At 39.6% G+C, this 23,757-nt stretch carries 22 protein-coding genes and 3 tRNA genes; 13 read left to right on the top strand and 12 right to left on the bottom strand.

Annotated elements, in window-relative coordinates; all coding sequences use genetic code 11:
- The first annotated feature begins 3 nt into the window (after positions 1-3).
- The 6 genes from DUL71_RS06760 (at position 4) to DUL71_RS06735 (ending at position 8,576) form a co-directional block, all read left to right on the top strand.
- Positions 4-1,956, top strand: a complete 1,953-nt coding sequence (locus DUL71_RS06760; RefSeq protein WP_114937300.1) for a polysaccharide biosynthesis protein — start codon at positions 4-6, stop codon at positions 1,954-1,956.
- 181 nt (positions 1,957-2,137) lie between these two features.
- A complete protein-coding gene (locus DUL71_RS06755; RefSeq protein ID WP_161964386.1) occupies positions 2,138-3,580 on the top strand; it encodes a PAS domain-containing protein in 1,443 nt (480 codons plus the stop codon).
- A 608-nt stretch (positions 3,581-4,188) separates the two neighbouring features.
- Positions 4,189-4,626, top strand: a complete 438-nt coding sequence (locus DUL71_RS06750) for a helix-turn-helix domain-containing protein (RefSeq protein ID WP_112574304.1) — start codon at positions 4,189-4,191, stop codon at positions 4,624-4,626.
- A 198-nt stretch (positions 4,627-4,824) separates the two neighbouring features.
- Positions 4,825-6,276, top strand: coding sequence for an MBOAT family O-acyltransferase (locus DUL71_RS06745; RefSeq protein ID WP_114937298.1), 1,452 nt, complete (start codon positions 4,825-4,827; stop codon positions 6,274-6,276).
- 3 nt (positions 6,277-6,279) lie between these two features.
- Positions 6,280-7,233 (top strand): hypothetical protein, encoded by a 954-nt coding sequence (locus tag DUL71_RS06740; RefSeq protein WP_114937297.1) that lies wholly within the window; start codon positions 6,280-6,282, stop codon positions 7,231-7,233.
- 218 nt (positions 7,234-7,451) lie between these two features.
- A complete protein-coding gene (locus DUL71_RS06735) occupies positions 7,452-8,576 on the top strand; it encodes an alpha/beta hydrolase (protein ID WP_114937296.1) in 1,125 nt (374 codons plus the stop codon).
- Between the two features lie 77 nt (positions 8,577-8,653).
- On the opposite strand, the gene DUL71_RS06730 is transcribed toward DUL71_RS06735, so the two are convergent.
- The 3 genes from DUL71_RS06730 to DUL71_RS06720 all read right to left on the bottom strand — a co-directional run bounded on the left by DUL71_RS06730 (position 8,654) and on the right by DUL71_RS06720 (position 9,067).
- Positions 8,654-8,727, bottom strand: a tRNA-Pro gene (locus DUL71_RS06730).
- Positions 8,728-8,823: 96 nt separating this feature from the next.
- Positions 8,824-8,897, bottom strand: a tRNA-Pro gene (locus DUL71_RS06725).
- Between the two features lie 96 nt (positions 8,898-8,993).
- Positions 8,994-9,067, bottom strand: a tRNA-Pro gene (locus DUL71_RS06720).
- A gap of 254 nt (positions 9,068-9,321) precedes the next feature.
- Here DUL71_RS06720 and DUL71_RS06715 point away from each other — a divergent pair.
- From DUL71_RS06715 to DUL71_RS06705, 3 genes are all read left to right on the top strand, one after another.
- Positions 9,322-9,759, top strand: coding sequence for a helix-turn-helix domain-containing protein (locus tag DUL71_RS06715; protein ID WP_114937496.1), 438 nt, complete (start codon positions 9,322-9,324; stop codon positions 9,757-9,759).
- A gap of 49 nt (positions 9,760-9,808) precedes the next feature.
- The gene (locus tag DUL71_RS06710) at positions 9,809-10,222 is read left to right on the top strand and encodes a VOC family protein (protein WP_114937295.1); all 414 of its coding nucleotides are present in this window, start codon (positions 9,809-9,811) and stop codon (positions 10,220-10,222) included.
- Positions 10,223-10,329: 107 nt separating this feature from the next.
- A complete protein-coding gene (locus DUL71_RS06705) occupies positions 10,330-10,863 on the top strand; it encodes a DinB family protein (RefSeq protein WP_114937294.1) in 534 nt (177 codons plus the stop codon).
- On the opposite strand, the gene DUL71_RS06700 is transcribed toward DUL71_RS06705, so the two are convergent.
- Complete coding sequence (locus tag DUL71_RS06700) at positions 10,837-12,249, bottom strand: MFS transporter (protein WP_114937293.1); 1,413 nt, start codon at positions 12,247-12,249, stop codon at positions 10,837-10,839. The two genes, DUL71_RS06705 and DUL71_RS06700, sit on opposite strands and share 27 nt — an antisense overlap.
- Positions 12,250-12,374: 125 nt before the next feature.
- On the opposite strand from DUL71_RS06700, the gene DUL71_RS06695 reads away from it, so the two are divergent.
- Together DUL71_RS06695 and DUL71_RS06690 are read left to right on the top strand one after the other, a co-directional pair.
- Positions 12,375-12,863 (top strand): Lrp/AsnC family transcriptional regulator, encoded by a 489-nt coding sequence (locus DUL71_RS06695; RefSeq protein ID WP_114937292.1) that lies wholly within the window; start codon positions 12,375-12,377, stop codon positions 12,861-12,863.
- Between the two features lie 174 nt (positions 12,864-13,037).
- On the top strand, positions 13,038-14,138 hold the full coding sequence (locus DUL71_RS06690; protein ID WP_114937291.1) for a pepsin/retropepsin-like aspartic protease family protein: 1,101 nt from the start codon (positions 13,038-13,040) through the stop codon (positions 14,136-14,138).
- A gap of 27 nt (positions 14,139-14,165) precedes the next feature.
- On the opposite strand, the gene DUL71_RS06685 is transcribed toward DUL71_RS06690, so the two are convergent.
- The 7 genes from DUL71_RS06685 to DUL71_RS06655 all read right to left on the bottom strand — a co-directional run bounded on the left by DUL71_RS06685 (position 14,166) and on the right by DUL71_RS06655 (position 19,651).
- The gene (locus tag DUL71_RS06685) at positions 14,166-14,882 is read right to left on the bottom strand and encodes a LytR/AlgR family response regulator transcription factor (protein ID WP_114937290.1); all 717 of its coding nucleotides are present in this window, start codon (positions 14,880-14,882) and stop codon (positions 14,166-14,168) included.
- Positions 14,879-15,892: a sensor histidine kinase gene (locus tag DUL71_RS06680; RefSeq protein ID WP_114937289.1), complete on the bottom strand. Its 1,014-nt coding sequence runs from the start codon at positions 15,890-15,892 to the stop codon at positions 14,879-14,881. Before DUL71_RS06680 ends, DUL71_RS06685 begins: the two co-directional genes overlap by 4 nt.
- A 56-nt stretch (positions 15,893-15,948) precedes the next feature.
- Positions 15,949-16,368: a c-type cytochrome gene (locus DUL71_RS06675; protein WP_114937288.1), complete on the bottom strand. Its 420-nt coding sequence runs from the start codon at positions 16,366-16,368 to the stop codon at positions 15,949-15,951.
- 7 nt (positions 16,369-16,375) lie between these two features.
- Positions 16,376-16,915, bottom strand: coding sequence for a YceI family protein (locus DUL71_RS06670; RefSeq protein ID WP_114937287.1), 540 nt, complete (start codon positions 16,913-16,915; stop codon positions 16,376-16,378).
- Between the two features lie 14 nt (positions 16,916-16,929).
- The gene (locus DUL71_RS06665) at positions 16,930-17,949 is read right to left on the bottom strand and encodes a metallophosphoesterase family protein (protein ID WP_114937286.1); all 1,020 of its coding nucleotides are present in this window, start codon (positions 17,947-17,949) and stop codon (positions 16,930-16,932) included.
- Between the two features lie 238 nt (positions 17,950-18,187).
- Complete coding sequence (locus tag DUL71_RS06660) at positions 18,188-18,988, bottom strand: hypothetical protein (protein WP_114937285.1); 801 nt, start codon at positions 18,986-18,988, stop codon at positions 18,188-18,190.
- Between the two features lie 51 nt (positions 18,989-19,039).
- On the bottom strand, positions 19,040-19,651 hold the full coding sequence (locus DUL71_RS06655; RefSeq protein ID WP_114937284.1) for a hypothetical protein: 612 nt from the start codon (positions 19,649-19,651) through the stop codon (positions 19,040-19,042).
- A gap of 732 nt (positions 19,652-20,383) precedes the next feature.
- On the opposite strand from DUL71_RS06655, the gene DUL71_RS06645 reads away from it, so the two are divergent.
- The gene (locus tag DUL71_RS06645; RefSeq protein WP_114937282.1) at positions 20,384-22,156 is read left to right on the top strand and encodes a tetratricopeptide repeat-containing sensor histidine kinase; all 1,773 of its coding nucleotides are present in this window, start codon (positions 20,384-20,386) and stop codon (positions 22,154-22,156) included.
- On the opposite strand, the gene DUL71_RS06640 is transcribed toward DUL71_RS06645, so the two are convergent.
- Entirely contained in the window at positions 22,151-22,792 is a 642-nt protein-coding gene (locus DUL71_RS06640) for a response regulator (RefSeq protein WP_161964385.1), read from the bottom strand. The genes DUL71_RS06645 and DUL71_RS06640 overlap by 6 nt on opposite strands.
- A 339-nt stretch (positions 22,793-23,131) precedes the next feature.
- Here DUL71_RS06640 and DUL71_RS06635 point away from each other — a divergent pair, with 339 nt between their 5' ends.
- Positions 23,132-23,392, top strand: a complete 261-nt coding sequence (locus DUL71_RS06635; RefSeq protein ID WP_161964384.1) for a hypothetical protein — start codon at positions 23,132-23,134, stop codon at positions 23,390-23,392.
- Positions 23,393-23,757: the final 365 nt, after the last annotated feature.

The following is a 23,757-nucleotide window of genomic DNA, read 5'->3' as shown; positions in this document are numbered from 1 at the left end:
GTTATGATATACCTCAAAAATTTACTGTTCCAGGAAAAATTCCATTCAAGATGGCTGATCCTGGTAATTGACCTAATGGTGGTTTTGTTATCATTATGGACATCCTTATATTTTAAAAACCGGCTTCAGTTTGATCCCATCAGCCTTTATTACATGATGTTTTACTGCGCCACAGCGGTGATGGTTTTTATGATCATGAGAATTCATACATGTATTATCAGGTATTCCAATACCCGCGATATGATGAGGATTTTGATAACAGTGATGGCAAGCAATATTACATTCCTCGTTTTCTATCATGCGTTCTTCTCCTTCTACCTTAAAATAGATGTGAAAGGACTGATTGATGTATTGCTGATCAACTTTTTTATAACCTCATCCATGCTGATGTGCATGCGTATTATTATCAAGGATGTGTTTAAATTTATTGAAGCCACAAGCTACAAAGTTGAGAAAGAAAACGTGCTGATCTATGGTTCAAATGAACCGTCTATCCTGATCAAAAATACCCTTGAAGCTCAAAAAGGTTTTATGTTGAATGTTCAGGGATTTATTGACAATGGTGTTGACCGGGTATCAAAAATTATTGAACAAAAGCGGGTTTATCCAATCAAATCAATTGAAAGCCTAAAAAAACGCTTTGATATTAAATCGTTATTGATAACCTCCGAAGACATAAAAGTCGACGGAAAAAGAGTAGCAGTTGAAAAATGTATTGAATTAGGTATAAAGGTTATTGTTGTACCTTCATCAGATCAATGGATTAACGGAAAACCTAATTTAAACCAGTTTCAGGATCTAAAAATTGAAGACCTGCTTGAGCGAAAGCCAATAAAGATCTGTAACGAGCACATATTAGGCGAAATAAAGGGTAAGCGCATCCTGATTACCGGTGCTGCCGGTTCAATAGGATCAGAACTGGTAAGACAGGTTTTAATGTACAACCCGGAGTTTGTAGTATTATGCGATAGGGCCGAAACCCCGCTGCACGATATACAAATGGAAATTGAAGATGGTCTTTACGGTAACCGCACACGGATTTTTGTTGCCGATATTCAAAATACAGGGCGGATAAAAACACTGTTTACTACATACAGGCCTCAAATAGTTTTTCATGCGGCGGCTTATAAACATGTACCCATGATGGAAAACAATCCTACCGAGGCTATCTTAACCAACGTGTGGGGCACAAAAAACTTGGCCGACATCTCTATCGAATATCAGGTTGAAAAATTTGTAATGATATCAACTGATAAAGCGGTACGCCCAACCAATATCATGGGAGCTTCAAAACGTATTGCCGAAATGTATATCCAATCGTTAAACAACCTATTGTTTGAGGACCATTTTTTCAATACCGACCCTGCAAAAGGCAATCAAACCAGGTTTATAACAACCCGTTTTGGTAATGTTCTCGGCTCCAACGGTTCTGTTATCCCTCGTTTTAAAGCTCAAATTGAAAAGGGAGGGCCTGTTACCGTTACCCATCCCGATATCACAAGGTATTTTATGACAATACCCGAAGCTGTACAACTGGTACTTGAGGCAGAGGTAATGGGTAAAGGCGGCGAAATATTCTTGTTTGATATGGGCGAACCAGTGAAAATTGCCGATCTGGCGGCCAATATGATCAAGATGGCCGGCCTTGTACCGGGAAAAGACATACAAATTGTTTATACTGGTCTTCGCCCCGGTGAAAAGCTATATGAAGAACTATTGAATGCCGAGGAAGAGGTTATACCTACATATAATAAGGATATTAAGATCTCAAAAAATATCCCCGTTAGTTACACTAAAATCAACAATTTAATAAAAGACCTGTTGGAGCTTAACCTGCATAACGAGGTTGATCTGATGGTTTCGAAAATGAAAACGATACTGCCAGACTATATCAGCAATAATTCGCAGTACGAAAAGCTCGATATAAAACTGATCGATAAACACATGGTCAACTGATTTTTGTAATTTTTATATTACCAATATCTAATGTTATCAATAATAATTTGCAGATTTAAGCAAATTATAACCTAAAGACTCATCTGCCTAAAAGATGGGCAAAGCCGATGAGTAATATTTTTCAAGAGGGAATCTTATGTCCTTTGACCTGAATTCTGATTTTTTTGAGATTGCATTCAACGTGTCGGAGCACACAGAGGCTATGCTTGCCTATTGGGATAAAAACCTGATTTGCCGGTATGCCAATAAAGCTACGGCCGATTGGTTTGGCATTACACCAGACCATATGATCAATAAATCGCACCTTTCAGAAATTTTAGGGAGTTTATTTGATGCACAAACGCCATACATCAATGCGGCATTGGATGGTAAAATACAGGTTTTTGACCAGGTGATCCACCTCTATTCAGGTAAAGCCAAAAACGTGCGGGTAACTTACCACCCCGACTATGTGGATGGCAAAGTAAAAGGGTTTTACGCGCATATGGCTGATATCAGCCCGTTAAACAACCACCATGCCGATGAAGAAACAGCAATTGAGCTACCGGAATTTTTAACGCAAAATGATCAACTACTCGAAAATGTTGCTAAAACATTAAATGAAAACCTGTTTACCGGCTTTCCAAGCATATCAGCCCTCGCAAAAAAACATTTTGTATCCGAGTCAAAACTAAAACGGGATTTTAAGCAGAGTTTCGGAAGAACAATTTTTTCTTATTACCGGTACCTCCAAATGGAGATAGCCGATAGGTATATCCGGGAAAAGCGCTGCAATAAAAACCAGATGGCAGTAATGCTTAACTTCTCCAACCCGTCAAATTTTTCGGCATGCTATCATAAATATCAGGAAGAAAAATTAGCAGATCAGGAAATTCATGAGCCTAAAAAAGAAAACATTAACCATTATACAACGCTGATTGATGATGCTCCGATAACGATTGCTATGTTTGATACGGAGATGCAATTTATAGCTGCTTCAAAAAGCTGGGTTGCTGAATACAATCTTCAGGATATAAATTTCATAGGAAAAAGTATTTATGAAATATTACCCGACACAAAAAAGAAATGCGAAAAGCAACATCTTCATTGTTTAAAGGGTAATATTTATCAGTGCGATGGCTTGTTACTGAAAAAGAATAATGGTGTTCGCAGCTGGTTAAAGTGGAATATTTATCCGTGGTTCAATCAATCTGGGGCGGTTAGCGGTTTATGTGTACATACCGAAGATATTTCAAAAGTTAAGGCTATTGAAAAAGAAAATGAACGAGCCGCGAAACTTTTAAAAAGGGCTGATACCTTTTCGAAAATAGGCACCTGGACCAGGGACATGATTACGCATACCACCCAGTGGGATAAGGTCATACAAAACATTCTTGAACTACCCGATCATTTTGTACCCGATATAAAAGCAGCCTGGAGATTTGTAAAAAAAGGTAAAAGCCAAATTTTGATTAAAACAGCTTTAAAAAATTCATTAAGGTATGGAACTCCTTTCGACATTGAGGTTGAAATGATAACCGCCTGCGGTAATTCAAGACGAGTTAGGATTATAGGATATCCCGAGCTTCAAAATAACAAGTGCAAAAAGTTATCAGGGATACTTTTTGACGTTACTCCAGTTTGACTATAAAAACCAATCATTATTTAATACAATTCTTTGAGTACGAGTGCTTAATTATTCGCTATTCATTGCCCTATAAAAAACTTTTTAGCTATTTGGTGAATCTTACGAATTAATGGGCTTTTGCAATTGCACAATCAGTATTTTATCTTATTTTGAAATTACTTACACCTTAAAGAAATACGGATAAAGTATGAATATATTCGATCTGTAACAGTTTAATAACTTAACTATCACTCACAAAAAAAATGCACAAAATGGATAGACGAAAGACACTTTATAGCTGTTAGGTATTAAAAACCACCGATCAGCGCCTTTTACAGGTATAATTTGACCTTTTATAGGTTGAAATAAGAATGGAAGTATACATATTTTTATTACGTAAACATCAAATCAAAAGTTTCAAAAAAAATTACAATTTGTTTACCGGGGTAGAAAAGTAGGGAAAGAAATATTAAACCAATGGACAACCTAAACATATATCATGACTCGAAAAGACCAAACTGGATATTTATGGCCATAAATATCAGCAAGTAACCCTGCAATTTAATATAACCTAAATTACATATGCTAACCAACTAAAAATTGACAACCTAATCGAATCCAATCTTATGCACAGCAAAGTTTATTACCCAGTTAGCTCATATATCAATAATGATCAAAGATCTATTGGTATTAATGACACTCAAGATTTACATTTTGGTAAAATTGTAGAGCGAATTGTGAGGCGTGACCACATGGGAATAAGTGAAATCGCCCGGAAACTGAATGTTAGCCGCCGAACCCTGTATAATTGGTTTAACACCAAGAGGCTAAGCTTTGATATCATTTGCCAGATAGGCATTGTTATAGAGCATGATTTTTCAAAAGAATTTCCGAATGAATTTGCCATGAGGTTTAATTCACAAAGTGCCGAAAAAGATATTGAAACTCATGAGGCAAAAGATGCCCCTCTTGATGCAATATACTACTGGATGGACAAATATATCAAGCTACTTGAAAAATTCAACGAAGCTTTACGCAATGAAAACACAGTAAAACTTGATTGATAATCACCTGCTTTTAATCATTTAAATATTGATAAAAACATACTTTCTCTTTTAACGCAGCAATAAGTTAGCCGCTATAAAAAGCAGCCAGCTTATTGCTGCTTTCGTTAATACATCTACCCCCTCCTGCTCCCTACCTCTGTATCTGCAGACTTTTCTTAAACACCCCTTTTAGCTGATCCAATAACTTCATGTACCATGCTTTTCAATTCATTTGGGTTCGGAATATTTCTGATCGTAGTATTCGCGCTTTATTGGTTTGTATTTAACCGGAAATTGCAACAGCAAAACTTGTTGCTGATGGCGGCAAGCTATTTCTTTTACGCTTGCTGGGATTGGCGCTTTTTGTTTTTGCTCATATTTTCAACCCTGCTGGATTATTTTACAGGGCTAAAAATGTATCAGGCAAAAAGCCAGAAGCTCAAAACCTTTTGGCTTTGGTTAAGCATAACAATAAATCTGGGTTTTTTGGGCGTTTTTAAATATTATAACTTCTTCGCAGCTTCACTTGCCGCCTTGTGCGCGGATATCGGAATTCATTTAAACCCGCTTACGCTGAATGTTATCCTGCCCGTCGGAATCTCCTTTTATACCTTCCACGGCTTATCATATGTAATTGACGTTTATAAAGGCCGCATTAAAGCCGAGCGAAACTTTATCGACTATTCGTTATTTGTAAGCTTTTTCCCGCTTTTAGTAGCTGGCCCTATTGAACGCGCCACCCACCTATTGCCCCAGGTAAAAGCACCAAGAAAATTTGATTACCAGGAAGCCATTAACGGCCTGAGACAGATACTTTGGGGCCTGTTTAAAAAAGCAGTCATAGCCGATCAGTGCGCCGACTATGCCAACCTGATATTTGCAAACAGCGCCCACTACCCGGGGAGTACGCTGGTTTTAGGCGCTATATTTTTTGCGTTTCAGATCTATTGCGATTTTTCGGGCTATTCGGATATGGCACTGGGTATTGCCAAGCTTTTTGGTTTCGAACTGCTAAGAAACTTTGCATTCCCTTATTTTTCGCGCGATATGGCCGAGTTTTGGCGCCGGTGGCATATCTCGTTATCATCATGGTTCAGAGATTATCTTTACATCCCCCTCGGAGGCAGCAAAACCGGAACCTGGCTCAAGGTGCGCAATACCTTAATAATTTTCCTGGTGAGCGGCTTTTGGCACGGTGCCAATTGGACGTTTATTATCTGGGGGCTTTTAAACGCCTTATTTATCCTCCCTTCTATTCTGTTAAGAACCAACCGCAATCACCTCGAAATTGTGGCCAAGGGCAAGGCTCTGCCAACACCACGCGAGTTTATGCAAATGGTGCTTACGTTTATACAGGTCATTTTTGCATGGATCTTTTTCAGGGCAGACAGTGTTACGCAAGCGTTTAAATACATTGGCGGCATCTTTTCAAAATCACTTTTTTCGGTTCCTCAATTGGATGTTAACAAAGAGCAATTGCTTGAAGTAGTTCTCCTTATTATCACTTTTATAATTGTAGAGTGGCAAGGCCGGGAAAACCAATACGCCATAGAAAAATTAACCTGGTTAAGGAAACGAGGCTACAGATTAGCATTTTATTACACCCTGATCATCGTGATATTTTTATTTACAGGTAAAGAGCAGCAGTTTATTTATTTTCAGTTTTAAGCCATGCACCGCTTTTTAATTAAAACCGTAACATTTGCCTTTGCAGGCTGCTTGCTCGTATTGGCTATTGCCTTAATTCCGGGCTTCATGGTAAGTAAGTTCTCAAAATTCAGTATAAAAAAAGACAACACCATTGTAATCTTCGGCCATTCGCATTCTGAGTGTGCTTACGATGATACGCTTATACCCAAGCTTACCAATCTTTCGCATTCGGCCGAATCTTATTTTTACACCTTTCAAAAGGTAAAAAAGTATCTGTCGCAAAACCCGCAGATCACAACCGTTTTAGTTGAGTTTTCAAATAACCAGATTGCTCCTAAAATGGATGAGTGGACATGGGGATATACCTATATGTCAAATATGTTTCCGCAATACGCCTCGTTTATGGGAGTATCGGATTTTAAATTGCTGGCCCAACATAATTCAAAATACTTTATGAATTGTATAGGCATAGCCGCCCGTAACAACCTCATTAAGGCTGTTTCATTTAACTATAATTATACCGGAAAAACGGGAGGCTATTTCAAAATAGAAGGTACCAAACCCTTACCCTCAACTAATCCTGCAGGCCTACATGTTAAAGCCTCACCAAACGAAAGCACCATTTCAACAACTAATATTCAATACCTGAGGAAAATAGTAGATTATTGCAATAGCATGCACAAAAACGTTTTCCTGATCAGAAGCCCCCAGCACCCATTGTATGAATACAGAAGTAATGAGGCTGAATTTTCATTGATTCGCCAACGCTATTTCGGCGATATAAAGTTTCTTGACTTCAATAATTTCCCACTAAAAAATGATGAATTTGCCGATTTTGGGCATCTGAATTATAAAGGAGCTATCAAATATTCGACATACATAAAGCAACAGATCATGGACGGAATGCTTGCCCCTCCCCCAACGCATTCCCAAAAATCATTTGAAAGTAAGCAGTTGGTAACCTTTAATCACTAATAATCAACAACAAACAACTAAACTATATTGACGAGCCCGGTACAATTTGCATCGGGCTTTTTTGTACTCCCATCCATCATTACTATAACATCTATTATCAAATACAGCTTTTGTGGCCTTTACAAAAAGTAAATCCGTAGGCTAATTAGTAATAATCGGTTGTAAATTTTAATTTTAAACCAACCCTAAATAATCACCCTTTCATAAATTAAACCAAAATGAGGCTAATTAAAATATACAATCGCCCCTTGGTATTGGGTATATTATTTTGCACGATATGGAGTGTAAACCCAACCATAGCCCAAATACCAATCCGTGACCCGCATACCCGGGGATATGTTACAGCTACGGAATTACCCGATGGAACCAATCCCTCACCAAATGCAAACGGGAATTTTATTATCGGGCCCACACATCCCTCGGCAACAGAATCAATGGTACAACCCAACGTGCCGCAGGGCACGATATACCGGTTTACCATGAATTCGAAGGAAAGTAAAATTTATCCGGGTATAGCAAGAGAGCCTAATACATTTGGTACGCCAGATCCGGTTAATCCGGTCAAACTTATTGTTACCACAAGCCACCCCGCCCCTTATACCCGCCAGGTAGCAGTATATGTTCCAAAACAATATGTCGCCGGTACTGAGGCTCCATTCATCATTAGTACCGACGGGCCGGACGATTTGCTCTTTACCGTCCTGAACAATCTCATTGCCGAAGGAAAGTTGCCGCCTATGATTGCCATATCAATCGGCAACGGTGGCGGTGACGCTCAAGGAAGCCAACGGGGCCTTGAATATGATACTATGAACGGCAGGTATGCAGAATTTGTTGAAAGCGAAGTACTGCCGCTTGTGGAAAATAAATGCCAGGTAAAATTAACCAAAGACCCGGATGGCCGTGCTACAACGGGCGGCAGCTCCGGCGGATCATGCGCCCTCATAATGGCTTGGTTCCATCAGGAATGGTATCACCGGGTACTTACCTATTCGGGAACTTATATTAATCAGCAATGGCCCTATAATCCCGAAACGCCACATGGCGCCTGGGAATTTCATCAGCACCTGATTGCCAGAAGCCGGCCAAAACCATTAAGGATCTGGCTGGAAGTGGGCGATCAGGACCTTCTTAATCCAAATGTAATGCGAGATGGCATGCATGATTGGGTGCTTGCAAACGAAAATATGGCCAAAGAACTCGCGGCTAAAAACTACCAATACCAATTTGTTTTTGCGCGCAACGCCCACCACGTAGATAATAACGTCAGAAAACAAACACTTCCGGAAGCATTGGAATGGCTTTGGAGAGATTATCACTCGGTAAACGCGGCTAAATTATAACTGAACTGATTCGTTTATAAAGTCTTATAAAACAAAAAAGCTCTGACTTTCGTCAAAGCTTTTTTGTTTACCGGTAGTCGGGATGGCAGGATTCGAACCTGCGGCCTCCACATCCCAAATGTGGCGCGATACCGGGCTACGCTACATCCCGTTTGGCTTTCGCCGGGTATTATGATTCTTCCAATCAGAAAATAAAACCCTCTAAACTTTCAATTTAGAGGGTTTTTGACACTTGGTATCGCTTTTGTCGGGATGGCAGGATTCGAACCTGCGGCCTCCACATCCCAAATGTGGCGCGATACCGGGCTACGCTACATCCCGTTTGGCTTTCGCCGGGTATTATGATTCTTCCAATCAGAAAATAAAACCCTCTAAACTTTCAATTTAGAGGGTTTTTGACACTTGGTATCGCTTTTGTCGGGATGGCAGGATTCGAACCTGCGGCCTCCACATCCCAAATGTGGCGCGATACCGGGCTACGCTACATCCCGTCTCCCTGATTGGGTGTGCAAAAGTAGGATTTTAAATCAAGTTGCAAAATTTTTTTTGAAAGATTTTTCAAGTATTCATATAATCTACTCATTAACAAAATATTGCCCTAAAATAAATTTTGTGTGATTTTTCAGGCGCAATGAAAGCCCTCCTTCTATCATATAATTATTCATGAATTTTGGTTGATTTTCATTATTGCAATGAAAGGGCCATTGCGCGCAATAACCAAATAAAAGCCGATATTTATATTCAGATGATTGAACAACTACCCAAAATATATCTTTACCGCAGACTTGTGCAGGCCAAGTTGTTCATCGATAAAAATTATCATGAAGCCATCGATCTCAACGACATTGCCGATGAGGCATATTTTTCCAAATTTCATTTCATCAGGCAGTTTAAAAACATCTACGGCAAAACGCCGCATCAGTATCTCATTAAAGTAAGGATTGAAAATGCCCGCTTACTTTTAAAAAAGAATATCCCGGTTGCTGATGTTTGTTACGCAGTGGGTTTTGACAGTATTACCTCCTTTTCAGCCTTGTTTAAAAAGCTTACCTCCCGTTCACCGGCAAATTATCAGCAGGCTGAGTTAAAAAGGCAAAATGAAATGCAGCAAAGTCCTCTCAAATTCATACCGGCCTGTTTTGCCGGTGAAAAAGAATGGCTGCAAAAACGCAATTTTCAATAAGCCTCATTCTTTTACTATATCGATTTTTGGTTATCAAAACAAGACACAAATGATAACCAAAATGAACCACGTGAGCGTATTTGTACTTAACCAGGACAGCGCTTATGACTTTTACGTAAACAAACTGGGCTTTAAAGTAAACACAGACGCAGCCATGGGCCCCGGAATGCGCTGGCTTACTGTTTGCCCTCCGGAGCAACCCGAGCTTGAAATATCGCTCATGGCAATTAGTGAAGGTATGATGTTCGATTCATTGGCAACACAGCAAATGCGTGAATTAGTACAACGCGGCACCTTCGGATTTGGCGTTTTTGAATGCGATGACCTGATAGCTACTTATGAAGAGTTAAAAGCTAAAGGTGTTGAATTTACAAAAGCTCCCACCAAAGAGTTTTATGGTTTTGAAGCTTTGTTTAAAGACGACTCGGGCAACTGGTTTTCATTGGGCGAAAAGAAAAGTTAGACATCCACTTTCGTCATGGCGCAAAACCACCCCAATTATGGCACAAACGCCAAGGTTCAAACTTTGATTTTGGGCAGAGATTTGTATCAACCAATCTTTAAAACGTCATGGAAAATCAAACCACCAACCGTCAAACCGATGCCCGTATTAATTTGCTGGCAGTATTTGAAGATACTGCCAGTAACCTGTTATCAACTATTGCATTATTCAATGAGCAGCAAATAAACATAGCGCTTTCGTCGGATAGCTGGACAGCCGGACAAATAGCGGAGCACGTTTTTAAGTCTGCCTCGCAACTTATTCCTGTACTTGATGGCGCTGGTAAGCCAGCAGACAGAGACCCTGCCGAAAAGGTAAAAATGATTAAAGACCTGTTTCTTGATTTTGAAGCTAAATTCAAATCTGCTCCAGGCATATGGCCATCGGACGGGCCCCATCAAAAATCCGCGGTGATAGATTTATTACAAACAGCTATCACCCAGATTAGAGAAGTAATTAACACCAAAGATCTTTATGCGATCAGCACAGAACTGGTGGTTCCTTTCTTCGGTGAACTTACCCGGTTGGAGTGGCTGTACCTGATTTGTTATCATACGCAAAAACATATCCACCAGTTAAAAAACATCAGGCAGGCTTTGTGATTTTGGCAAAGTTACAGGCATGCTCCTAACTTTTACCTTCATAAGGTATATAGCAAGCCACAGCAAACCTATCAGCGCGTATACGCAAAGAATAATAAGCGATAAACCACTTACTGAAGCGCTTTCGTTGCCTTGTTGCATAAACAGCGTAAGTATTGACAAGCCAACGCCTGCACCTAAAAAGTAAGTAGTAGTACCCAGACTTGAGGCCAAACCATAATGTTGCTTCGGGATATTTTTTACAGCGAGCACAGATAAACTTGTAAAACAGATAGTCATGCCCAAACCAGATATAAAAGCGGCAGACAACAGCAGCAAAGGGAGCGAATAACCTGCCAATACCGCGCAAACTAAAACCAGTCCGCCGGTTAGCATGCAGCACATCCCCAATAAGGCGGTTTGTTCGGTTGTGAGGCGTTTCATAATGCCCGGCAGCATAAATTTAGCTACAAATGCCGACAATAAGCTAAAGGGAACCAGCAGCAAGCCAGACTTTGCCGCGTTATAATGCATATCCTTTTGCAATAACTGGGATATGATAAACAGGTACCCGGTAAAAAAGGCACCTAGTAAAATAAATACGCCATTGGCTGTTATAACCGATGGTGCCTTAAAAACAGAAAGATCAATAAGCGGATTCGCACGACGGGTTAAACGGACGTAAAGCAACCTTGTACTAACTATTACACCCAAAGCGCAAAGCAAGATCATGCTAAGTTCTTGTTTAATATCGCCCAGCTGATGTACGCCATAGCTTAGCATCAACAAGCTAATTACCAATAAAACGCCCGAAAACAAATCGGGAGAAGGTTGTTTTTGTTCAGGAGTATCATTGGCCAGGTAAAACCAACCTACAATGATAATAACGGCCAGCACAGGCACATTGATCAGGAACACCCAATGCCATCCCATGTAGGTACTGATAATTCCGCCTACCGAGAGGCCAATACCCGAGCCAACTGCCGCGAACGAGCTAAAGATTCCAATTGCTTTGCTCCGTTCACGCTCTTCGGTAAAAGTGTGCGTTATGATAGAAAAGGCTGACGGCATGATCAGTGCTGCCGCCAGGCCCTGCATCGCCCTTGATAAACTAAGAAACACAAAGGTACCGGCTAAGCCTGCGCCCAGGGATGTTAACAGAAACAGGGCGGCACCTGTTATGAAGATCTTTTTGGGCCCTACTACATCAGATAGTTTGCCACCAATGATCAGGAAGCCGCCATACAGCAAAACATAAAGCGTTTGCAGCCATTGAACCTGGTCATTAGTTACCAAAAACTGCTTTTGAATAGCCGGAATGGTGAGGTTGATAATAGCGATATCAAGCGCTTCAACAAATATGGCCAAAGAGGCGATGATGAGGATCTTGTTCTTTTGCACCGACATAATATTATATTTTGTCCTTTCAAAATTATATTAATGGGAATTAATAACATTATTTATTATAATTTTGGAACACAACAGAAAATACGAGCACATCAAAAGAACAAACATACCATTAACCCTTCCATATGGCCTATCAAACAGAACAAGAAAAAGCCGGTATCCAACTCGATGAAAAGGATTATGAAATATTACGATTGGTTGAACGGAATGCCAAACTTACTGTACGGGAGATTGCAGTAAAAATTAACCTTAGCCCCACTCCCACCCATGAACGCATTAAGCGCCTTGAAAAAGCCGGAGTAATTAAAAACTACACCGCCATTTTAGATAAACGACTTTTAAATAAGCGTATTATGGTAATTTGCATGGTAACCCTGCGCGAGCACAGCCGAAAAGCAGGCGCAGATTTCATTAACGCCGTACTTGAATTTGACGAAGTGATAGAGTGTTACAATATCTCCGGCGATTTTGATTTTATGCTCAAGATCGTATCCGAAAGCATGGATAGCTATCACTCTTTTTTTGTAAATAAACTAAGCGAGGTAAAAGGAATTGGCCATTCAAAAAGCACTTTTGTAATGGATATCATCAAAGAAACCAACCATTTACTTTAGTTGCAAACAATAGCGATACGCTCTAATCCGTTTATATGTCCGGATAATTAATCGGTTCAGGATTATGTTTTATCGATTCATTGGCGGGCTTCTCAGATCATTATCATAATTTTAAGCCAACTAAAATTGCTATTTTATCGTATTTATTACCAACCGGGTTTATAACGGATATATATGACTACAAAACATTTACTGCTTACATCCAAAATTATAGGTTGCATATTAATAACTACTGCTTTTTTCTCATGTAAAAAAGACAAAACAGTAGTTCAGCCACAAATAACGCCTGTTACTTTGGGTTTATATGAATATGCCAGCGGGATAAACAAACGGATATTTTTACCTATTACACTGGTTGGAACCAAGGCTGTAACCTACTATACAGTATTTGATACCGGTTCATCTGGCATGACACTTGATGCAACCGACATCATACCAGCTACTATGATCACTTCATCGGGCTTCCAATTTACCGGAGACTCTACTGTAGTAAACGGAATTACAATAACCAGTACCAAAGGCACAATTAGCTTTGGCGATCAGTTAAGTTCAACTAAAGAATATGGCAACTTAGCCTACGCCAACATTACCATAGGTGATGCGCAGGGCAATCTTGCGCTAAAAAGGGTACCGTTCTTTTTATATTATAAAATAGTTGATGAAACAGGAGCTAAACTACCTGCTCACGCCAGCGATGTTTTTGGCGTTGGCCCTGGTAACAGCTATATAACCAGCGAAATTCAAAGCCCCTTAAGATATTTCAATACCGGCACCAGTCTTACCAGTGGATTTAAACTGGCAACATTAAACAAAAGTTTATTTTCAACCAGTGGCACTTATGTAAGCAACCTGTTAACAATCGGATTAAGTAACAGCGATCTTTCTTCTTCTGGATTTATTATGCACACGCTCAATTTGTCAAACGGTGGCGGATACTCCCCTAATATCCCTGCTACTATAGCATACAATGGCAAAACCATCTCAGGACAAATTCTCTTTGATACCGGTACGCCATCAACTACCGTTATCGAAGATAGTGACGCTAAACTGGCAAGCAACGCAATTGGAAGTCTGCCTGCAAATTCTACAGTAACTATAACTACAAATAAAGGTTTTGTTTATACCTATACAACATCAAGTACAGGCAACCTTACAGAAGTACAAAACCCTAATAATACCGGTGATTACCGCACAATTTTCAGTCTCGACTTTTTCATTAGCAATGAATATTTAACTGATTACAGCAATCACCAAATCGGGTTAAAAAACAACTAAGCATTAATTATTAAACGGCAGGCGATATTATCTTTTAAAAAGCCTGCCTTTTAAAACCTTATCCATCACCTCTTCATAAAAACTTTGCCCAACAGTAATTTTAGTGCCATTAAGATTAAGCATATTGCCTTCAATGTTACTGATCATGGTTGCATTAACTATATAACTTTTGTGCACCTGGATGAACTTATCAGCCGGAAGCTTTTCCTGCAAACCTTTAATGGTGAGGTATGCTATCAACTTTTTATGAAGGGTGTAAAGTAACACGTAATTAGCCATGGCTTCAATGTAAACCAGTTCATCATATAGCACCCGCTCAATTTTGCCATCGCACTTAACATAAAAGTAATCGGCTTCACCTTTTTCGGGCGATGATTTCTGCTTTAATATATGTAGTTCGAGCGCCTTTTGAGCCCCCTTCAGAAAACGTTCGAGCGAGAATGGCTTCACAAGATAATCAACCACAGCCATTTCAAATCCCTCAAGCGCATATTCCCCGTAAGCCGTTGTCATGATCACCATGGGCAATTTCACCGCCGACCTAAGAAATTGAAAACCATTCATCTTAGGCATGTTCACATCAAGAAAAATCAGATCGATATCCAATTTATTAATTAGGCCAGTTGCTTTAAGCGGATTTTCGGCCGTGCCCGACAACACTAAAAAGTCGGTTTCTTCAATATACTCCTGCAGCAACTTACGTGCTATTGGCTCGTCATCTATAATCAGGCATTTAAGTATCATATATTCAGCAGTACTAAATTTATTTCAAAACTATCGCCACTATCGGTTATATCAAGCTTGTGTTTTTCAGGGTACAAGATCTCGAGCCGCCGTTTTGTATTGGCTATCCCGAGGCCCGATGGATGTTTATCCCTGCCCGCAAAACTATCTTTAGTATTATACACGTTAAAAATCAGCTTTCCTCCTTCCTGCTTCAGGCTTATATCCACCTTATTTATTCTCCCTTCATTAAACCCCACGTATTTAAAGGCATTCTCCACAAACGTTATAAATAACAAAGGCGCTACGTAAGCCTGTCCGTTAATATTATCTGCGTAAAAATTCACCTTTACCTCTTCATCAATCCTCCCTTTTTGAATAGCTATATAATTACGGATATAGTTGATTTCACGACTCAGGTCTATTTGCTCTACATTACATTCGTACAATTGGTAGCGTAACATTTCTGAAAACACCAGCAACATATCCCGCGCATCTTTATTTGATTTATCTATATGGGCGTAAATGGAGTTAATAGAGTTAAAAAGAAAATGAGGATTAAACTGCGCCCTTAAAAAATTAAGTTCATTAGTGGCTTTCTCCTTTTCAATCTGCTCAATATAAACCTGCGACCGCATTCTTTCAATCACCATCTGAGCTCCCAGGATACAAAGCACCCAAAAAAGGATATTAATAAATGAATCGGCAAAAACAGAAACAGCATTGAACCGGGTGTTTGCATTAAATAAGTGTATCGTAACCCATGCTGATACCGGGACCCTCAGGAGCGCTGTGATCAATATCCCCGTTAAAAAAACAAGACAGAACTTTATGTATTGTTTTTTATTGAGCAAATACGGAATTGCATAAAGTGTGTTGAGGTAATAATTGGCCGAAATAAATACCAGATAACAAAACTGAATGGTTATAGCATGAGTTAACACCAGCGTACCGTTCCTGAAAATAAAGATCCAGAAAAGGTACGCCAGCAGCCAAAATGCGATGTGATATACTACTTTGTTGAATTTCAATTTTTCAAGGTGATTTAATCCGTTTATTACACATTGCTTTACAAAGCAATTTACAATTAATTATTGCCCGCGGCGCCATCAGGAAATGGCTGCCCTTTATGACAAGTGATACATGAAACTACCAGTGCTTGGTTGCCTATCTTTGGGTGTTTTAGCTTAAAATATTTTTTGTTGATACCGATGGTCATGCGCATCATTTGCCGGGCAATTTCCTTTTCGGGCTTCGCGTCGCTTACAAAGTCCAAACCATGGCCATCTTTAGCGTTGGCATGACAAAAACCACAGGTAACACCAAGCCCATCCTCAAAATCATCGGCCATGATGCTTTGCAAATCGTGCGAGCTGATATCCTTTGGCAATACTTTCAGATTTTCATATTGTACCGGCTCGGGTTTGTTAGCTATTGCCGCGGTACAGGTCACCGAAGCACTTAATACCATAATAACGCAAAGCTTTCTATTTATTTTTACGTTCATAACTTCTTTAACCTTTCTTTGCAATTACACTGATATCCACCTCAAGTTCATCGGCAATGGTACTTACTCCGCCTATCCTAAAATCTTTCCTGTTTATTTTAAATCCTCCTTTAAAAACATAACCATCGGCAGCAGGTGTGGCCGAAAAAGGGAATGATACCTGCTTTGCCTTACCTTTTATAGTTAGTACTCCCGTTAGCTGGTACATTCCACTTTTATTTAATACGGCCACTTTTCCCGAAACCAACCTGATTTTGGGAAAATTCTTCACATCGAAATAACTTTCACCGCGCAGGTGCTCATCGCGCAAGCTGTTATCGGTATTTACTGATGAGGCATTGATACTTACATCAAAACTGCTGTTAGCTATGTTTTGAGGATCAAAATTAATATTACCATCAAACCCGCTAAAAGCGCCATCAACATCAAATCCCAGGTTTTTAATGGTAAATTTCAAACCTGAACCCTGCTCAATAGGCTTATACTGAGCTTTACTCTCTGTTGCTAAGCCGATCATCAGTAACAGCAACAACAAATTCCTTTTCATCCTATACTTTTTCGTTATTTCTGTTCAGTCGTTTTTTCAGCATCAATCAATGGGATATCAGTGATCGCAAGCGAATGATCATGCTCTACGTAGTTTACACTGGTCAATCCTAAAAAGCTACGAAGCTTCTCGGCCGGTACCTTCATAGGGCCGGGTGATGGCGCACTGCCCGGAGCAGGCTGGGGAAATGCCGTTGAATTGGCCGTATGGAAAGTAATATTACCTTCAACCTTCTGAATAGTTTGGTGGATATGACCATTCAATACTGATACCGATCCAAAGCGTTTAAGTAAGCCCAGCGCCTGCGCACTATCATCGGTGCCCCATCCCCATTGCGGGTAAACAGCCCAGAGCGGGATATGTGCAAATACCACTATTGGCGTACTGTTGGATAAAGGTTTCAGATCATTCTCCAGCCATTTTAATTGAGCTGGGCCAATGTAACCCAAGCCTCCGTCAACATGATTGGTTACGTTTACCAGGCCAATAAAATGCACACCATGCGAATCAAAACTATACCAGCCATCACCTAAAGTACCTTTACCATAGCGTTCAAGATATAGCTTCCCGTTATCGGTCACATCATGTTCGCCTGGTACGTAAAATATTTTTTCGGCTTTAACGCTCTTCAATGATTGTTCAAGGGTATCAAATTCATCTGCCTGTGCCAGGTGCGACAGATCTCCGGTGTGCAATACGAATGAAGGGGAGCTTGGCATACTGTTGATCTTAGCTATCGTGGCATTCAGCGTACTTACCACATCAGGATTGGCAGCCTTATTAAACCCGATATGACTATCGCTGATCTGCACAAAACTAAAATCAGATTTGGGCACTATTAACCCTTTTTTGAGCCCGCCAGTAGCCCTGTCAATCATCTGGCTCATGCCGTATGATTTTAGCACGCCACCGGTCATCATCCATAATACGCCAGTACCGGCCCAGGCCATACATTCAAGAAAACCACGGCGGTCTATACCATCATTACCGGTATCGTGGTTTGAGTTTTCGTCAGCATGAAAGTGATTTTTCATATAGTTATTTTTGTGTCTTTAATGAATTACAGCACTAAAGAACACAAACAACTCCCCCTGGCACAGTATTTTACATGAACCCGCGCAATTACTTGATGAACAGGATATCATGGCAATATGCGGAAGCTCTACTGCTGCCAATCAATACGTAGGCTGAAGCATTGGGTATTAACAAACAAAAGGCCGCTGCAATGAATGCAGCGGCCTTTTGTTATTTGGTTCAATTTGGAATCAATACTTATTTTTTATTGCAAATTTCGGTAACAGCGGTACGGCGTGTAGCGGTGTAAACTACGCCGTTTACCATTTCGTACCCTGTAGAAACGCTTTGTGAGTAGCGCTTTAAAATAATGCCCGTGTTGTTATCAATAAGTATTGACCCATTGATGCGGCTGTTTAAGCTGCCACCCAAAACTGATGTTTTATACGTAACTACCGTGGTTTGCCCGTTAATGGCATAAACAATATAATTGGTTTCGGCCGATGATGTGGTAGCTTTCCATGAATAGCCTTTTTTTAGTGTAACATTAACCGGAAAATCAACCATAAATTGCAATGTGCTACCTGGCGATAAATGCTCCGGCTGAATCCCCGCAAATGATAAAAGTGTATCATTTGCCGCTACAGGCCTTTTTAAATTAACGATCTCGCCTTTATTATTTACTGAAACTACAGCAGCGCTATTTACAATTTTCTGCAGGCCAACCTGGATGATAGAATTTGGATCGGCTGGCTTACCTGAATGGTATACCAGGTTTTGGTTCATGGCATTAATGGTATCAACAAGCTTATCCGTTGTAATAGTAAAAGACGCACCCTTTTCAGAAGCATCCGTTACCTTATAAGTTTTAGCAACTATCGAAACCGAGCCAACATGAAGGTTTTGGCTACCACGTTGCAAAACACAATTTGATTTTGTAATTACCTGCCTCTGAAACTCATCTCCCTGCTTAAACCTCACCTGAGCAAAGGTAAAACCACTCGCAAAGGTCAGTATAGCAGCTAATATATATTTTAACACAATTGGGGTACTTTTCATTTTAGCGTTTTGTTATAATGCCCTTAAATACCTGGCATTACGTCATAACTGTTATTTTTTCCTGTTCGAATGGGATTTGCCTCTTGCTTTATCCTCCTTTGTTCCGGTTGGTAAAGCCAATTTAAAACCGGTATTTTCTGGAATTTGCGGGATAGACCAGGGATTAATATCGCCCGTTGGCTGTAAAACAGGCATTACATCGGTTATCTCCGGCATCACCGGAACCGGACCTTTTATCATATTGATTTTCCCGGATACGGTAGGTTCAACTGAAGCCGGTGGCAATTCAGGCGATTCAGGTACAGGCAGATCTATCACCGACGAAAACTGAAGATCCTGCATAGTCTGCTTCGGCAGATGTGGCGTTTCGGGAGCACCAGGCGAAGGTATTTCCGGCAATCCTATAGCAGCTCCATCAATATTGGGTTGACCCGGAGCGTCAACAACAGGCGGAGTTGTACCAATTGCCGCCAGTACAGGCGCCTGAGTTGTGGAAACAAACGGCTGCGAAACCATAGGAATATCTGTAAGTGTAAGCACAACAGGTTTACCGGTTGAACTACTACCAGGTGTATTTCCCTTAGTTATTGTTCCCGGTGTTAATGGCGGCGGCACATTCCAGTCCGACTGGTTATATCTGCTTTGGGCAGTGGCATGATCCATACTACCCAATACAGCTATAAGTCCAACCCAAACCGATAACAATCTATTTCGCCGCCTATTTTTTTTCTTTTTTTGGACGATGTATAACATTCGCATTTTTTATGTCTTCCTGCAGAAAGCGATCGTTTAAAAACAATCAGTGAGTTTTAATTTTATGAATATTCTTGTTAACTAAATTAAATGTATCTCGATAGCTGATCGGTAAAACCGCAGCAGGCTACCGAGCAGTTTATACGAACAAAGCCACCAATAAAGTTAATCGTTTTTATTAATTCGCGGCATTAAGCGTTCAATATAAGCCTGTCGCATTCCTATTGTAATATCAACAGTAAAACTAAGCTTTATCCTGCTATACCAAAATACCAACTGCTTTGTATTGTGCAAGGTTTGGCAACTCGATAAAATTGTATCATCAAACGCCACAGTAAATTCAGTATCCCCCTAATGGTTTTGATATTAACAATTTTGTATCACCTAAATTAAAAAGATCATGGAAAGCAACTTAAACTACCTTGTGGGCTTTATTTCCTTAACTTTCATGGGACTATCAACCATGTACAAGCTTAAATTAAACAAACTGCAGGGAACAGGCCGAATCCCGAGCATTATCAGCGCCAGGCATCGGCAAATTTTATTTTTTGTATTGTCTGTTGTGTCGGCCCTGATAATCCTTATAGCCTGATTGCTGATCAACATCAAATCGTTATCTTTAACCGGGACCAGCAACCGGTTATGAAATACTTTTTATTCCTTCTGCTTATTTTAACTGTAATTCCGTGTTCCGGTCAAAATATTGATAGTTTAAAAAAGATTGTTTTCAGCAACGCGCCGCAGCAAAAGCGTTTAGCGGCAGCTACTCGATTGGCCTCCTACCCGATTGAGGAAAATCCGGATGAAATTATCGCGGTTGCCAAAGCTGGTTTAAATCTGGCCAATAAGCTGACCAATAAAAAAGCGATTGCCTTACTATCCCAAAGTTTGGGAAAAGCCTATTACCAAACCAGATCGTACGATTCGGCCGCTTATTATTACAATACTGCTGCAATTATGCTCAGTAAAACAAATGAGCAGTATATTTTAACAAATGACTACAGCAGGTTAGCTAAAGCTTATGTTACACTAAAAAACTACGATAAGGCGATTGAATTTTACACGATGACTGTTTCGTACGCGCCCCAAACCGGCAACCGTAACGAGCTAATGCAAGCACTAAACCAGCTTGGAGAGGTATATGAGGCTAAAAATAACTACCGTGAAGCTTTAAACTACTTTAGGCAGTCTTTTGACATTAAAGACTCATTAAATCTTGTAAAACAAACAAACCAAAATACCTCCGAAGCATACAGCCATCAATTTATGGGGGATGTTATGGGGAGTATAAAGCAAAGTCAATCGGTGCATGAGATTCTGAAAACCATCGATATCAAAAAATCATTAAATGATACCCTGGCACTTTCAATAAACTATTTTAACCTGGGTGTGCTTTATAAAAACAAGCAACAATATGAGCAATCTCTTGATGCTTTAAAAAACTGTCTGCTGTTTGCCACCCAAATAAATTATGCCGACATGCAGAAAAGTGCCACGAATGAGCTGGCCGATCTGTACGAACGAATGGGAAATTATGAACAGTCGCTTATTTATTTAAAAAAGCATGCAGCAATTAAACCAATGGGCGGCAGTACTGTTGATGAACTACAGGCAAAATACGAAATAAAGCAAAGGGAAGACCAGGTATTACAACAGCAGTTTGAAATTACAAAACGAAATTACTGGATGACGGGTACAGGAATTTTCATACTGTTGATGCTCTTCTCGGCCTTTTTCTACTACAAACAAAACCAGTTAAAACAACGCAATATCGCGATGCAAGCCATCATTGCAACCGAAGAAAGCGAAAGAAGAAGGATTGCCCAGGATTTACACGATAGCGTGAGCCAAACTATTTCGGCAGCCAAAATTAACCTCGAGGTTATTGGCAGCGAATTGCCTTTTATAAATAACGAACAAAAAATCCGTTTTGAAAAGGTGATCACTCTTGTTGACTACGGATTTAAAGAGGTAAGAACAATATCGCACAATATGATGCCCTGGGCGCTTCATAAAACGGGGCTTGCGCAGGTTATTAAACAATTCATAGAAAACGTCAGGAATGATAATATCGCGATAAACTTTTTCAGCAGCGGTTTTGACTTACCTTATGATGATACCACCGAAATCATCTTATACCGGGTGCTGCAGGAAAGCGTAAACAATGTAATGAAACACGCCCAGGCCGACAGGCTTGACATTTCGTTAATAAGAAACGACGAAAGTATCAGCCTCACCATTGAAGATAATGGCAAAGGCTTTGATACAACCAATCCGGATATTTTTAAGGGAATGGGGTTAAACAATCTGCGGTCGCGGATTAATTTTTTAAATGGCAAGGTTGAATTTGATTCGCAGGTTAACAAGGGAACACTTGTGTCTGTCTATATCCCACTCAATAAAAAAACTTCATAAATTATATTGCATTATAAAGCGGTTAAGCTCAACCGGGTTTTTCAGGTTAAGCTTCTGCATGATATTTTTCCGATGCGTTTCGACGGTATATATACTCAGATGAAGGTGATCTGCCATTTGCTGATTGGTAAAATTTTGTTTTATAAATTGCAAAAGCTCCGTCTCCCTCTTGGTTAGCTGAAATTGTTTCAAAAAAGGGTCCACTTCGTTAAGCGATGAACTAACTACAGGTTGTTTATACGGAAAGCAGAACTGCCCGTTAGCTACTGAACGCATCACGCTTAACAACTCGGCCTTTTCGGCATTTTTAAATAAGTAACCATTAGCCCCCTCTGTTTTCGCTTTTTCAATCAAATGTTCTTCATTATAAGTAGAAAGCATGATTACCTTAATTTTAGGATAATAATCCTTTATCCGCTTAAGTACTTCAAAGCCGTTTATACCGGGCATATTGATATCGAGCAATACAAGGTTGGGCGTATGGGTATGTAACAAGTGTAGCATTTCCTTACCATTAGCCGCAACGTTAATAACTTCAATGTCCGGCTCGCCTTGCAATAACATACATAAACCATTTATGAATAAGGTATGATCATCGGCAATAATTACTGATAGTTTTTCCAAGGTGTTTTCCATCTTTAAATTCAGCATAAATCTATACTTTATCCTGATCCAAAAAAATACCAACTGCTTTGTATTGTGCACAGGTACAGCCATTCTTAAAATTGCTTATATAAAACAAGCCGGAATACATATAGAAACAAGGGCTTGCCAATAGCCAATTACCTTAAACTATTAACCTAAAAAGTAATGCAGTTTTTTATTAGCACATTTATCATAATGCTGATTTGTATAATCGCATTACTAAAGGAAGAATCTTATGACAACGGCACAAGCTTACCAAGATCTTCAAATAAACTTCCAAATCCGGGAAGGCAACGGTTAGCAAAATGCAATAATGCCTCAAATACCGCTTTGAAAATAGCGCCTCAATTAATTATTGACAAAAACGAATCGCAAACCGACGTATTTGCTACACTATTAACAGAAAGGCTCAATAATCCTTTAACCTTGAACAAAACAGCATCAACACCAACAAAAACCAATGCTTATGCCCATTTAAATGGCCAAAAAGATTCCAATCCGGCAAATATCTTCTGCTTTCCATGCGGGTTAAGCCTTTTTGAGCCTACCGATAGTTATTTTAACCAGTATCTTAAGGAGTTTCAACATTAGCCAATGAGAATTTCAGAGCAGCAAGTACCTCATGTTATCAATCACCTGGCTTCTTTCTAAATCCAAATGAATAAAAATTCATTATTTTTTTGATTAAAAACATCCTGATAACAATAATTTAATTATTATTTATCATTTCAAAAATAAAAAATAACAAATAAATAGAGTTTAAACAATATAAAAAATACTAATTAAATAAAACCAAAATACTACAAGTCAATAACTTATTGAAAGATATAATTCATTTAACTATTATAAGATAAAAGGTTTTACCAATAAATTTACAACAAGGGGCCAAGTGTCACATTTTTTTTACCAAAAAATATTATTATTTTTAAAAATCAGAAACACACAATTTTAGCTAA

The organism is Mucilaginibacter endophyticus, assembly GCF_003351025.1.
In the GTDB taxonomy this organism is placed as follows: Bacteria; Bacteroidota; Bacteroidia; order Sphingobacteriales; family Sphingobacteriaceae; genus Mucilaginibacter; species Mucilaginibacter endophyticus.
Note: the sequence above shows the minus strand (reverse complement) of the source record. Positions and strands in the feature narration are given on the sequence as shown.

Coding starts and splice junctions, on each gene's coding strand:
- DUL71_RS06685 (WP_114937290.1), bottom strand. CDS start 14,882: ATGATACTTAAATGCCTGATTATAGATGACGAGCCAATAGCACGTAAG.
- DUL71_RS06700 (WP_114937293.1), bottom strand. CDS start 12,249: ATGTCGGTGCAAAAGAACAAGATCCTCATCATCGCCTCTTTGGCCATA.
- DUL71_RS06690 (WP_114937291.1), top strand. CDS start 13,038: ATGACTACAAAACATTTACTGCTTACATCCAAAATTATAGGTTGCATA.
- DUL71_RS06760 (WP_114937300.1), top strand. CDS start 4: ATGATATACCTCAAAAATTTACTGTTCCAGGAAAAATTCCATTCAAGA.
- DUL71_RS06660 (WP_114937285.1), bottom strand. CDS start 18,988: ATGAAAAGTACCCCAATTGTGTTAAAATATATATTAGCTGCTATACTG.
- DUL71_RS06655 (WP_114937284.1), bottom strand. CDS start 19,651: ATGGATCATGCCACTGCCCAAAGCAGATATAACCAGTCGGACTGGAAT.
- DUL71_RS06640 (WP_161964385.1), bottom strand. CDS start 22,792: ATGGAAAACACCTTGGAAAAACTATCAGTAATTATTGCCGATGATCAT.
- DUL71_RS06695 (WP_114937292.1), top strand. CDS start 12,375: ATGGCCTATCAAACAGAACAAGAAAAAGCCGGTATCCAACTCGATGAA.
- DUL71_RS06745 (WP_114937298.1), top strand. CDS start 4,825: ATGCTTTTCAATTCATTTGGGTTCGGAATATTTCTGATCGTAGTATTC.
- DUL71_RS06665 (WP_114937286.1), bottom strand. CDS start 17,949: ATGAAAAATCACTTTCATGCTGACGAAAACTCAAACCACGATACCGGT.
- DUL71_RS06710 (WP_114937295.1), top strand. CDS start 9,809: ATGATAACCAAAATGAACCACGTGAGCGTATTTGTACTTAACCAGGAC.
- DUL71_RS06740 (WP_114937297.1), top strand. CDS start 6,280: ATGCACCGCTTTTTAATTAAAACCGTAACATTTGCCTTTGCAGGCTGC.
- DUL71_RS06645 (WP_114937282.1), top strand. CDS start 20,384: ATGAAATACTTTTTATTCCTTCTGCTTATTTTAACTGTAATTCCGTGT.
- DUL71_RS06705 (WP_114937294.1), top strand. CDS start 10,330: ATGGAAAATCAAACCACCAACCGTCAAACCGATGCCCGTATTAATTTG.
- DUL71_RS06670 (WP_114937287.1), bottom strand. CDS start 16,915: ATGAAAAGGAATTTGTTGTTGCTGTTACTGATGATCGGCTTAGCAACA.
- DUL71_RS06735 (WP_114937296.1), top strand. CDS start 7,452: ATGAGGCTAATTAAAATATACAATCGCCCCTTGGTATTGGGTATATTA.
- DUL71_RS06715 (WP_114937496.1), top strand. CDS start 9,322: ATGATTGAACAACTACCCAAAATATATCTTTACCGCAGACTTGTGCAG.
- DUL71_RS06675 (WP_114937288.1), bottom strand. CDS start 16,368: ATGAACGTAAAAATAAATAGAAAGCTTTGCGTTATTATGGTATTAAGT.
- DUL71_RS06750 (WP_112574304.1), top strand. CDS start 4,189: ATGCACAGCAAAGTTTATTACCCAGTTAGCTCATATATCAATAATGAT.